At 34.7% G+C, this 12,718-nt stretch carries 14 protein-coding genes and 1 tRNA gene; 4 read left to right on the top strand and 11 right to left on the bottom strand.

Features of this window, described 5'->3' with window-relative positions:
- The first annotated feature begins 53 nt into the window (after window positions 1-53).
- From V6984_RS21965 to V6984_RS21955, 3 genes are read left to right on the top strand one after another with little or no spacing between them, the layout of a single operon-like run.
- Window positions 54-479, top strand: a complete 426-nt coding sequence (locus tag V6984_RS21965; RefSeq protein WP_342757726.1) for a BlaI/MecI/CopY family transcriptional regulator — start codon at window positions 54-56, stop codon at window positions 477-479.
- Window positions 480-501: 22 nt separating this feature from the next.
- Window positions 502-1,638: a M56 family metallopeptidase gene (locus tag V6984_RS21960; RefSeq protein ID WP_342757725.1), complete on the top strand. Its 1,137-nt coding sequence runs from the start codon at window positions 502-504 to the stop codon at window positions 1,636-1,638.
- A 54-nt stretch (window positions 1,639-1,692) separates the two neighbouring features.
- On the top strand, window positions 1,693-1,929 hold the full coding sequence (locus tag V6984_RS21955; RefSeq protein WP_342757724.1) for a hypothetical protein: 237 nt from the start codon (window positions 1,693-1,695) through the stop codon (window positions 1,927-1,929).
- 200 nt (window positions 1,930-2,129) lie between these two features.
- Here the strand turns inward: V6984_RS21955 and V6984_RS21950 are convergent.
- From V6984_RS21950 to V6984_RS21910, 9 genes are all read right to left on the bottom strand, one after another.
- Window positions 2,130-2,203 (bottom strand) — tRNA-Arg (locus tag V6984_RS21950).
- Window positions 2,204-2,316: 113 nt separating this feature from the next.
- Complete coding sequence (locus V6984_RS21945) at window positions 2,317-3,207, bottom strand: DUF3881 family protein (protein WP_342757723.1); 891 nt, start codon at window positions 3,205-3,207, stop codon at window positions 2,317-2,319.
- A 58-nt stretch (window positions 3,208-3,265) separates the two neighbouring features.
- Window positions 3,266-4,543, bottom strand: a complete 1,278-nt coding sequence (gene serS, locus V6984_RS21940) for a serine--tRNA ligase (RefSeq protein WP_342757722.1) — start codon at window positions 4,541-4,543, stop codon at window positions 3,266-3,268.
- On the bottom strand, window positions 4,536-5,615 hold the full coding sequence (locus V6984_RS21935) for an HD-GYP domain-containing protein (protein WP_342757721.1): 1,080 nt from the start codon (window positions 5,613-5,615) through the stop codon (window positions 4,536-4,538). Before V6984_RS21935 ends, serS begins: the two co-directional genes overlap by 8 nt.
- 21 nt (window positions 5,616-5,636) lie before the next feature.
- Window positions 5,637-6,152, bottom strand: coding sequence for a DUF4446 family protein (locus V6984_RS21930; protein ID WP_342757720.1), 516 nt, complete (start codon window positions 6,150-6,152; stop codon window positions 5,637-5,639).
- Window positions 6,153-6,209: 57 nt separating this feature from the next.
- A complete protein-coding gene (locus V6984_RS21925) occupies window positions 6,210-7,118 on the bottom strand; it encodes a ParB/RepB/Spo0J family partition protein (protein WP_342757719.1) in 909 nt (302 codons plus the stop codon).
- 3 nt (window positions 7,119-7,121) lie between these two features.
- The gene (locus V6984_RS21920; RefSeq protein ID WP_342757718.1) at window positions 7,122-7,889 is read right to left on the bottom strand and encodes an AAA family ATPase; all 768 of its coding nucleotides are present in this window, start codon (window positions 7,887-7,889) and stop codon (window positions 7,122-7,124) included.
- 268 nt (window positions 7,890-8,157) lie between these two features.
- On the bottom strand, window positions 8,158-8,802 hold the full coding sequence (locus V6984_RS21915; protein WP_342757717.1) for a response regulator transcription factor: 645 nt from the start codon (window positions 8,800-8,802) through the stop codon (window positions 8,158-8,160).
- Window positions 8,803-8,974: 172 nt separating this feature from the next.
- The gene (locus tag V6984_RS21910) at window positions 8,975-9,949 is read right to left on the bottom strand and encodes a sensor histidine kinase (protein ID WP_342757716.1); all 975 of its coding nucleotides are present in this window, start codon (window positions 9,947-9,949) and stop codon (window positions 8,975-8,977) included.
- A 223-nt stretch (window positions 9,950-10,172) separates the two neighbouring features.
- Here V6984_RS21910 and V6984_RS21905 point away from each other — a divergent pair, with 223 nt between their 5' ends.
- Window positions 10,173-11,123: an alpha/beta hydrolase gene (locus tag V6984_RS21905; protein ID WP_342757715.1), complete on the top strand. Its 951-nt coding sequence runs from the start codon at window positions 10,173-10,175 to the stop codon at window positions 11,121-11,123.
- Between the two features lie 94 nt (window positions 11,124-11,217).
- Here the strand turns inward: V6984_RS21905 and V6984_RS21900 are convergent, their stop codons facing one another.
- Window positions 11,218-11,910 (bottom strand): alpha/beta hydrolase, encoded by a 693-nt coding sequence (locus V6984_RS21900; RefSeq protein ID WP_342757714.1) that lies wholly within the window; start codon window positions 11,908-11,910, stop codon window positions 11,218-11,220.
- A gap of 43 nt (window positions 11,911-11,953) precedes the next feature.
- Entirely contained in the window at window positions 11,954-12,718 is a 765-nt protein-coding gene (rsmG, locus tag V6984_RS21895) for a 16S rRNA (guanine(527)-N(7))-methyltransferase RsmG (protein WP_342757713.1), read from the bottom strand.

The raw sequence follows: 12,718 nt of genomic DNA, 5'->3' as shown, positions 1-12,718 counted from the left end.
AGTTGTTATAATAATCTTAGTCTTTAAAATATCCGCAAGAAGGAGCACATTGTATGAAATTGACCAAACGTGAAATTGATGTTATGCGTATATTGTGGGAGTCAGAAAAAGCTCTTATGGTATCAGAGGTTGTTAATAGAGAGGGGGGGACTGTATACAGTGTACAGAGGGTAATGCAATCTTTGCTAAAGAAGGGCATGGTTGCTGTGGATGGATATGCCTATAGTAATAAGACACTGGGACGTAAATTTAAGCCGTTAGTCAGCTCAGAAAGCATAGAGTCGGAGGCCCTGCAAGAATTAACCGGGTCCTTAATTAACAAGAGTATTGCTACATCTCATCTATTGGCATCATTATTACCAACAGATAATAGCGAAGACACTTTAAGTGAACTCGACAGATTGGAAGAAATGATTAAGGAACGAAAAAAGCAGATACTTAAAATGGAAGACTCAGAGCACCAAACCTTTGAGGACTAAATAGAGAAATAAAGGGGAATTTATGATAATTACTTTATCAACAGTGTTGAATATTGTATTTTTCAGTGGGATTGCAACATTATCTCTCAATTATATTATAACCAAAAGTGAGATTGTATTAAAAATTGGAATCCAGATTGTGTTGTTTATTATAGTAATGATAATGTTTCGACTATTTTTGCCTTTTGAATTACCTTCTCAGAATAATATCAACATTACAAAATTCTGGCCAGATATCTATATTACTTTTGTAAAACCTGTATTCGCCTTCGCTGAGATGGAATGGTCATTACTATCAATTATGATTATAATATCAATCATAGGAAGCATAATATTCGTTTTAAAACTGATATTATCTTATATTGCGCTAAAACACACTGTTAATAACTTTAAAATAATAAATAAATCTGCTGTGAACCGAGTTGTCGATAAAATAAACTCTAAATATAAAAAACAGGTTTGTTTTAATGTGGTAAGTAGTAGCCAGGTAAAGTCACCTTTCATATTTGGGCTGCTTAATCCTATCATTATATTACCAGAAATAGAATTGTCAGTAGATGAATGGTATTATATACTGAGTCATGAAATGGCACACTATTATTTCAAAGACTTATGGATCAGGTTCATATGTGAATTATTACAAGCAATTTATTGGTGGAATCCATTCGTTTATTTGCTACGTAATCAGTTGATAAAAATTCAGGAACTCCGTGTCGACTCAGTAGTGATTAATAAGCTGGAAGAATTTCAAAAAATGGAGTATCTTGAATGTTTGATTAGAATTGCCAGGTTGCAGTCAGATATACATAGAATGCATTGGGTTGCTGCATTCAATAGTGATTGTGAAGATGACATAGCAAATCGGATAGAAGCTATATTTGAATACGCCAAGGGTAGTGAAATAAAAAATAAGCGTACTATCAAATATATGCTTATAGGATTGGTTTTAGTATTGATTATTTTTCTTATGCCCAACTTCATCATATTTGAACCATATGCCATAACAGATGAGCATGCGGAAGGAACATATGAAATTAATGAAACGAATTCGTATCTCATTCAGAATGATGATGGAACCTATGATGTGTATGTTGAGCAGGAATATGTTGGCACAGTAACAGAAATTTTTGATGAAAACCTAATAATATATAATGAATAAGACAGAAAACATAATTTATAAATGAACTTTGATTCTTTAAAAAGGAGAAAGTAAATGAAAAAAAAATTTATTATTATATTGATTATCCTATGTTCAGTTACATTTATGAATTTATGGACTGTTCCAATTTTTGCCTCTGAATCTTTAGTTGTAAATCGTATTAATACTGAATTTCAGACAAGAGCTGCTAATATTGGATGGAGATATAAAAATGAAGATGGGCGATTATACCGACGTCTATACGACTATACTAACCAAAAATGGATTGGTGAATGGGAATTATGCCCCTAAAGAATCTCTATTTGTATTCCAGCCAAAAAATTTTATAGCTACGCTCCATCATTTAGTCATAATACTTTTGAAAATCCGGTATTAGAATACCTATTCTATTAAATAATTTTTATTTTTAAAAAATAGATATTCACATATTACAGAATTTGGGGACAAAAAAGAGAAGTATTGAAAAATCCAGTGTTTTCAATACTTCCCAACGTTCCCGAGGTGACTTGAACACCCGACCTACCGCTTAGGAGGCGGTCGCTCTATCCAACTGAGCTACGGAAACACATTATTGAAAAGGGACTGTTACCGAACTATTCTACCACAAGAATTGGACTCTGGCAACCTTCCCTTTTCAAAATTATTATTGGGTTACTGTGAACGGAGTGAACAGTAATGCTATTCGGGAAAGTTAATAAATCCCTGCATCCATATATTTCCCTTGAACCTTCTTCCCACCTGAGGCTCGCCGTACAGATCCTCCGTATTGATACAGATGTCGAATTGCAAATCATTGCAGCTTACAGTCATCTGGTGGATTTCCTCTCCGGTCATTCTATTGGTCACTTTATGACATTCTATGATTTCCCCCAAGACGGAGTACTGGTCACATTCCACGCCGTAGGGCATGAAATAGGTGTCCACGAGACTGAATACATCCTCTTTCTGGATTCTCTTGGAAATGGTGGTATAAGTGTCCATATCCTCTAACGTCAGACTCTCAATAGCATCTTCGTCTCCCTTTCTTGCAGCGGCAATCAAGGAATTTCGGTTATTGGATGCCTTTTGAATAATCTTCTTATCCTTTTCATTTTTTATGATTGGCATCATAATCTTTCCTTGGAGAGAAAGTCCTGACAAAGTGAGTGTCGTTCCTCTTATAGGAAGGCTGTTGCTGTTTTGTGCCTTCACGTATGGAATCATGTTCTGCAAGTAAAAAATAAGTGAAACTCCAATTTTAATGTCGTCACACACTCCTGCGTAAGATTCCGTACCTGCATGACGTTCCACAGATACGTCTTCCTCCGAGGTAACACCGCTTCCTCTCAAATACGGATAATAATAATCATACGAATATCTCTCTTCCCTATCGAATTCACCACAGACAGCGATTCCCATATTTTCAGCAAAATCTTTGCGGAATTCTGCTATGATCGTATCTTCTCCATTAGATGTGTAAGAACGTTCATTCGTATTTACAATAATATCGGTTAAAAGATTTTGCAGTTCTTTTCTATCCTTCAATTTACTAAAACCGATTGCCCTTAAATATTTATGCAAAGATTTCACCTCTTTTCAAAAACTACAGATTGCATTGGGGCAGGGGCACAAAAACTGTTTTTGTACATTATTTAATTACTTTCTTACCGCCCATATAAGGCTGTAACACCTCAGGAATTCTTATGGAACCGTCCTCCTGGAGATTATTCTCCAGAAATGCAATCAGCATTCTTGGCGGAGCGACTACCGTATTATTTAATGTATGCGCGAAGTACTTTCCATTTTCTCCGTTTACACGAATTTTTAATCTTCTTGCTTGTGCATCTCCTAAATTGGAACAGCTTCCCACTTCAAAATATTTCTCCTGTCTCGGTGACCATGCCTCCACATCATAAGACTTTACCTTCAGGTCTGCCAAATCGCCGGAACAGCATTCTATCGTTCTTACCGGAATATCCATAGAACGGAATAAATCTACCGTATTCTGCCACAGCTTTTCAAACCACATAGGTGATTCCTCAGGCTTACATACCACTACCATTTCCTGCTTTTCGAATTGATGTATTCTATACACACCACGTTCCTCCAGCCCATGAGCGCCTTTTTCCTTCCTAAAACAAGGAGAGTAGCTGGTGAGAGTCTTGGGAAGCTCTTCCTCAGGAACAATAGTATCGATAAATTTACCTATCATAGAATGCTCGGAAGTTCCGATTAAATACAGATCCTCACCCTCAATCTTGTACATCATCGCTTCCATTTCGGCAAAGCTCATAACTCCCGTTACTACATTGCTTCGAATCATAAAAGGTGGAATGCAGTAAGTAAATCCTCTGTCGATCATAAAATCTCTCGCATAGGAGATAACTGCGGAATGCAGCCTTGCTATATCACCCATTAAATAATAGAAACCATTTCCTGCAACCTTTCTGGCACTATCCAGATCAATTCCATTTAACTTCTCCATGATTTCCGTATGATAAGGGATTTCAAAATCAGGAATTACAGCTTCTCCATATTTTTTAATTTCAACATTTTCTGAATCATCCTTGCCGATAGGTACGCTGGAATCGATGATATTAGGGATAGTCATCATTATTTTGGTTATCTTTTCTTCCAGTCCCTTTTCAACTTCTTCCAGCTCTGCAAGACGCTTCGCACCGACTGCAACTTCCGCTTTTTTTGCTTCCGCTTCTTCCTTTTTCCCTTGGGACATCAGCGTTCCGATTTCCTTGGAAATCTTATTGCGGTTCGCCCTTAAATCATCAGCCTTCTGCTGCGTCTTTCTGCTTTCCAAATCCAGCGCAATTACTTCATCCACCAGAGCAATTTTATTGTCCTGAAACTTCTTTTTGATATTTTCCTTTACTGTTTCCGGGTTCTCCCTCAAAAATTTAATGTCAATCATTACCTTGCTCCTCTTTTCTATTATTTTCCATTACTCTCTCAATATATATATTATCATATACCGATAAATCTTTCACTATATCTTGCAGAACCGTTTCACCTTTATTATCGTATATTATTTTAATAAACGGCTTGTCAGGCATATTCTTATTCTGTCTCAAAACAATGCCTATTTCTCCCTCGTTGGTGAGAACGTAAGAACCTGCAGGATAGACAGCAGTAAATTCGAGGAATGTATCTATAATTTTACCGTCATACATAATATCCTTGTTTTTCCTTAAGTGATCGATAGCTTCGTGGACCTTTATCCTCTCACAGCCGATTCCGCATATCATTTCATCAAAAGCGTCGCAAACATTAACTATTCTCGCTTCCATTGGAATATCCGTAGCCTTGAGCGGATACCCGGATCCATCCAATCTCTCATGATGATACAAAATAATATTCTTGCCCAGTTCAGAAATCCATGGCTCGTTCTTCAGAGCAGAATATCCATATACGGGATGTTTCTTATATTCTGACAGCTCAAGCTCGGATAATTGCTCAAGCTTTTTATTCATATAATCGATCGTTAAATATCTTAAACCTAAATCATGCAGTAGACATGCCACACCAATGTCGTGTATTCTGTCCTGAGGAATTTTCATTTTTAAAGAGGTCAATATTGCTAAAGAACAAATAGTAATTGAGTGTTCGTAAATATCGGCAATTCTTTCCTTAATATCGTATATTTTTTCAATTACCTCTTCTTCCTCTAAAAGGTTTTTGATAATATTATCTGCCGTTTTACTCAATTCTACTAATTCTTTGCTATGAGTATAAGTATGTTTTTCGATAATTGTTTTAACTTTTTCTTTAAAGTTATTCTCTATTTCATCTTTTAACAATACTACTTCTTGCGTATTGATTTCTTCTCTTATGTATACTTCCCTAATTCCCAGCTCAATCAGTTTCTCAATATATTCTTTCCGTAAAATTGTCCCTTCCGCTAATAATACCTGATAGTCCAGCGTCATAATTGGTCTGGATAAAATCTCTCCACCGGACAAATTACTGATATCACATACCTTCATCAATATTACTCCTCTTCTGTATTAACCCTCCATATCCATTGCTATGTCGAGCGCTTGTTTTTCTTCCTCCCCTAATAAGATTGAACACTGCCCATTTTTTATTTCTTTCGTATAAGAATAGCAGCCTTCCGTGCTATGAACGGAATTTAATACAAAACCGTTATTGTTTTCATCAAGCAATGCCAGACTGAAGCTGAGTTGCCCTCCCATTTGTTTGAATGCATCGTATTTTACTATTCCTATCTTCTGAAAGGTAGATTCCAATTTCTTGTAAAGATTCTTTATATCCTTTCTGTTTTTTTCTGCCGCCGCCTTTACAAACTTATTATCTTCATACAATCCGATAATATCCTTTTCCAGATTCTTCGCATCCTTACCCTGCATGAATTTAGAATACTTTTTCTTTAATTTCGACGTAGTGACCATTTGGATAATGACTAACACAGCAAGTATAATGATAAGAGTTATCATTCCTATAAACAGATACCCTATATCCAAGTTGCCTAATCCAATATAATTCAATATTTCACTTTTCACAATTTTACTTTCCTCCATTCGTATTTCACCAAAGGTACCATTTCAGTTTATCATTATTTAATGTGTTAGTTTATCTGTAATTTTTTCCAAATCGTCATGATTGTAGAATTCGATTTCTATTTTTCCTGTACCTTCGCCTTTGGAGGATATGGATACTTTTGTACTGAGAGATTGTTTTAATTTTTCTTCTAAATCTTGATAAATTACTTCCAGATTTTTATCAGTCAATGAGACCTTTTTCGGCTTGGACGGCTTATTTAAATTTTTTATTAATTTCTCTACATCGCGGACGCTCAGTTTCTCATCGAAAATCTTTTGAGCTAAAGTATACTGCTGTTCCTCATCCTCTATCGGAATAAGCGCCCGGGCATGTCCGGTGGAAATCATATCGGTGATAATCATTTGCTGCACTTCATCACAAAGCTTCAATAAACGCATGGAATTGGTCACCGCAGTTCTGCTCTTAGATACCCTTTCTGCCACCTCATCCTGCTTTAAATTAAACTCATTCAATAACCTTTTATAAGCTAATGCTTCTTCGATAGGATTTAAATCCTCTCTCTGAATGTTTTCAATTAAAGAAATTTCAACTATTTCCTGCTCCGTCAGATTTCTTATAATAACCGGCACTTCCTTCAAACCGGCCATCTTCGCAGCGCGCCATCTTCTCTCACCTGCTATTATTTCATAGTAAGTCTTTCTGTCCTGAACAAGAATAGGCTGGATCAGACCAAATTGCTTTATTGATTCAGCCAACTCCAATAACGCATCTTCATCGAAATTCTTTCTTGGCTGTTCCCTGTTCGGTTCAACCTTAGTAATCTTTACTAATGTCTCAGAACTATTTCCATTCGATCCATTCTCACTATTAGATACCTCTTTTTTTTGTGAGGCATTACTCGCCTTAGTATCAACTCCACTTGGTATTAAAGCATCAAGTCCCTTACCCAATCCTCTTGCCGCCATAATTTATTCACCCTTTCTATTAATAACTTCATCCGCAAGTAACATATATGCTTCAGCGCCTGCCGATTTCGCATCATACATATTTATCGGCATCCCATAGCTTGGAGCCTCCGCCAGACGAATATTTCTGGGGATAACAGTCTTGTATATGTTTTGATTCAAATGACTTTTAACATTTTCTACTACCTGCATAGATAGATTTGTTCTTGAATCATACATGGTAAAGACAACTCCCTCTATATCGAGCTCGGGATTCAGTCTCTCTTTTACCAAATTAACTGTATGTATCAACTGACTCAATCCTTCCAACGCATAATACTCACATTGAATAGGAACTAAAACCGAATCAGCCGTCGTCATTGCATTAATAGTCAACATATTGAGGGAGGGGGGGCAATCGATAATAATATAATCGTATTGATCCTTAACCCAATCCACTTCATTTCTTAGAATAAATTCTTTTTTATCCACTCCTATTAATTCAATTTCCGTCGCTGCAAGATTCACATTAGAAGGAATAATTGATACGCCCGGCACAATATTTTTTATAATACATTCCTGGATAGAACACTCTCCCAGTACTAATTCATAAACCGTATTATCAAGTTCGTTTTTATTAATGCCAAATCCACTAGTCGTATTTCCCTGAGGATCCGTATCTATGACTAATACTCTTTTTCCTTTCTCCGCAAGTGAAGCAGATAAATTAATCGATGTCGTCGTTTTACCTACTCCACCTTTTTGATTTGCAATTGCAATCGTTCTTCCCATTTTTTACTCGCCTTTCGTTTTTTCCAAACGATTTTCTAATTATATTATTATATCGTCTTGTTCGATTATATCATTATTTATATTTAGAATCTACATAATTTTAAGATAATCTCATGTTTCACGCTATTAAAAATGTTTCACGGACAGGTTTTACAACATCTAGGGTTTCTATGTTTCACGTGAAACATTATCTTGTGGAATAATTAAAAAAGAGCACTATATGTTTCACGTGAAACATTAAATACTCTTCTTTTTCGGATTTTAAAACCTAATAAAGCTGTATCAAGTTATTCTTAATTGCGAAAACAGCAGCCTGAGTCCTATCGTTAACCTCTATCTTCTTAAAAATATTTGATATATGATTTTTAACAGTTCTCTCACTAATATCTAAGCTATTTGCAATCTCTTTATTAAACATACCATTCGATACTTGAATCAGAACTTCCAATTCTCTTCTAGTCAAAGAATCAATTTTTTCCTTATCCATATCCCTATTGACCAAACGTGAATTCAATGCTGGGATTAAACTAGGCTGTATATAATTCTCACCCTGTATAATATAATTAATAGCACGTTTCAATTCTGCAGATTCAGTATCCTTCAATATATATCCATCAGCTCCAATATCTATCGCCTTCAACAAATATTCAACTTCATTATGTACCGTCAGCATTAATATTTTTACAAATATATTTCTCCTCTTAATCTCAGTCAATACCTCTATACCATTTTTGCCAGGCATATTAATATCTAACAAAATAATATCAGGCGTTATATTCTTTAGATTGCTCAAACATTCAACACCATCCGATGCCTCTGAAACCACCTCAATACTTCCATCGAACTCCAAAAGATTTTTTATCCCCTCCCTCATCAAAATATGGTCATCCACCAACATTACTTTAATTGACATTTTATAATATTACTCCTTTCAATTCAGGACAAATCTTTCAATCTTGAAATACTAAATCCTAAAATTTCATATATAATAATGTATAATCTCACAATAATGTCACTCCATCAAAAACTATAAGTTTTATACAAAATTTTCCCCTTAATATTTATAAACAGACATATTAATATACTCACATCTCCAACAAAGGAATAAATATATGTATGGCAGTCCCACTACCCGGTTTAGAATCAATATTTATACTTCCTGAAAGAAGTTCTACTCTTTCTTTCAAAATATATAGTCCAAAGTGTCTTTCTTCCGGAGAAAGAGCTTCATTACAATTAAAGCTTTGTCCATTATCTTTAACCTCAATTGAACAACCCCCATTTTCATTTTTCAGTGTAAAGACAACTTTATTTCCCTCCGAATGCTTCAAAGCGTTATTAACACATTCTTCAACAATTCTATATATTGTCATCAACACTAAAGAATTGTCACACTCGATTTCATCTACTTCAAATCTAATATCATAATTTGAAGACTCTCTGAATTTATAAATTAATTTTTCAAAAGCAGTCTTTAATCCTAAGTCGTCAAAAATCATAGGCCTTAAATCAAAAATGGTATTCCTTATATCCTGAATAACAGATTTCAGATTTTTGTTTACGGCAGCCAATTCAAGCTTTGCCTTTATAATATCCTGATCCATATACATGGACGTAAGTTCCACCTTATGAACTAAATAAGCAAGATTCTGAAGAGAAGTATCGTGCAAGTCCCGAGCTATACGCTGACGTTCTTTTTCCTGTATATCCAAAATCTGACGTTGCTCGCCAATATTTTTTTGATTACATCTCAAATGCTTGTCCAAATCAATATCCGACTTATCATATTCAGCAATAGAAATTTTATCAAGAAGATTTAATGCGGTACCCAAAATTTTTATTCTATCGGCTAGAACATCAATCTTTCGATAATAATACTGATTATCATTTTCAATATTAATCTTCTCAGTTCTCCATAAATCTGCATCATGTTCATGCAAATAATTATCAATCTGTGAAATTCGATTCTTATTGTTCTCTAGCATATCCTGTAATTCTTGTTGTTCTTTAAAAAAACCATTATACATTTCTTTTAAATTTACATATAATTCATTCAGCATCCAGAGTCCCCATACAATACCAAAAATTTACTAAACTATATTATACCACATCTTATTAATATTTTGTAAAATGATTGCTTCAAAAAATCACTATTGATATAATATAATAAAATAAATACTATGAAAAGACATTTTAACAATTTTATTTGTAATCACTTTGCAAATATAATACAATAAAAATGTAAATCAAAAATAAAACTATGGGAAGGACATGGTTCACTATATGAAGCAGAAATTAAAACACCTCTTAATTTTGTCAGGACTTGCTACTGTTGTAATTCATATTATAAACAGAGTTTACTATACCATATACATCGCCAAAAATCACCTTCGTTATCCGAAGAATAACTATTACGAATGGAGATTCGGCAAGATACGTTATACAAAAAAAGGAGAAGGTTCCCCCTTGCTGCTTATCCACGACTTAAAAGTAGGAAGCTCTCTTTATGAATTTAGTAAAATCACGGACATGCTGGCGAAGGATCACGAAGTGTATTCCATCGATTTATTAGGATACGGTCTGTCGGATAAACCGAATATGACCTATACCAATTATCTATATGTGCAGCTTATTATCGATTTCATAAAAAATATTATTGGTAAAAAGACAGACATAATAGCTACTGGAGATTCTGCACCCATTATATTAATGGCTTGCCACAACGATCCGGAAGCAGTTGACAAAATGATTTTCATCAACCCCCAGAATCTTTATGATTCCAACCAGATCCCATCCAAGCAGACGAAAGCTTTTAAATTATTACTCGACGTACCCGTTATTGGAACCTTTATCTATAACATGCTTACTAATAGGGCATCAATTGAAAAATCCTTTAGAGAAGAATACTTTTACAATAAACTAAATATAGAAGAAAAGGATATTTCCGCTTACCTGGAAGCAGCACACCTTCCTGACTACACCTCAAAATATGCTTTTTCCAGTTACATGGGAAAATATATCAATACCAATATTATACACGCCTTAAAGGAAGTCAATAACAGCATATATCTCATCGGTGGAAACGGAAAAGAAAATATTCATACATCATTAGAAAATTATATGTACTATAACAGCGCAATTGAAGCTTCATATATTCCTTATACAAAGCTTCTTCCCCACATGGAAGCGCCGGAGAAGACATATGGGTATATTGATGTTTTTCTGACTTCATAGTAAGACAAAAATGTGCTCTGCACACTTTCCTATCACATAATGAAAATCCAAATGAACCCTTTCACATTTAAACCATGGCTTCATTTGGATTTCTTTATATATTGGCTCTCATCCAATTCTCTACAACCGGTGCGTCACTTTCATCCATAAAAGGATGTTCACTGTTTTCCGAAACAGTAATAACACTGCAAAATTTCTTTGTGAAATCTTCTATAACCTTCAAACTTTGCAAATTATCCTTCAACCCATATAAAATATGTGTGGGTACATTCCACTTTACAATAGGATTTTCTTTTACAAAAGTATAATAATCCCACGACAAAATATCAACGGGTGTTTCAATCTCTCTTTTCTCCTCCAATATAGGTTCCGAAACATCAAACCAAATAAACATCTGATGAATAAGATATTCCATATCTAAAATAGGTGATTGAAACAAACAATTTTCGAATTTCCTATCCCTATACGCATGTAAACTAAAAAAAGCTCCTAAGCTGGAGCCGAAAAGAGATATTCTTTCCCACTTTGAAAAAACATAATCGCCCACTTCTTTCAAATCCTCTTTACCATTCCAAATATCACACTTTCTCTTCTCCCCCTGCCGTTCACCGTGAGCAGGCAAATCAAAGCTAATCGTCTGATAACCTTTTTCCTCAGCAATCTTTGCAAACAACCCGGCACTTTCTTTGCAAGACATCTTTCCATGAACAAAAATATATACTTTATCTGACTTTTCACCCCATATAACAGCAGGTATGCTCCCTATATTAATCTTTAAAGTTTTCATAAATCTCCTTCATATATTATATTCAGATTATTTCAACTATTTCTTACTTTATAGGTTCCTTTACCGGAAGTCCCGCCTTTCTGGGAAACTTTTCCGGTGTATTTTTTACTTTTCTTATAATAAGAAGATTTCTATTAATATCGGAATCAGGAAGTTTAAAATATATCTGATCCTCCACCTCTCCACCAAGCAAGGATATTACCTTTCCGGCTTCTTTCAACTCATCCGTCAGTTTTTCCGACTTATAAGAAATAAAAAAACCATCTTTTTTCACAAAAGGAAGACATAACTCTGAAAGAGTAGAGAGATTAGCTACTGCCCTGGATACGCACAAATCATATTTTTCTCTAAGTGTTCCATATTTATTCAGTTTATCCGGCTTAGCATAATCCTCAGCACGTCCATGAAGGGTATCAATACCTGAAAGGCCTAACTTATCTATTACCTCATCCAAAAATTTAATCCTCTTCTGAAGAGAATCCAACAGGGTAATCTTAATATCAGGAAAAACAATCTTCAAAGGAATACCCGGAAAACCTGCACCCGTTCCTATATCAATCATATCAAATCTCATATCACTTAAAGAAAAACCCGATTTACCAACAAAATTTTCATTCATGTAATTGAATGCCTTAACAATAGAAAGACTATCAATAAAATGCTTCTTCATAACCTCATCATAATCAGTAATCGACGTCAGATTCATAAAAGAGTTCCATTCGACCAAAAGCTCATAATACTGCATAAACTGAGACTTTTGTACATCGCTCAAGTATATTCCAAATTCCCTCAAATCATCTTCAAACAT

The organism is Kineothrix sp. IPX-CK (assembly GCF_039134705.1).
In the GTDB taxonomy this organism is placed as follows: domain Bacteria; phylum Bacillota; class Clostridia; order Lachnospirales; family Lachnospiraceae; genus Kineothrix; species Kineothrix sedimenti.
This window is presented reverse-complemented; position numbering and strand designations above follow the sequence as displayed.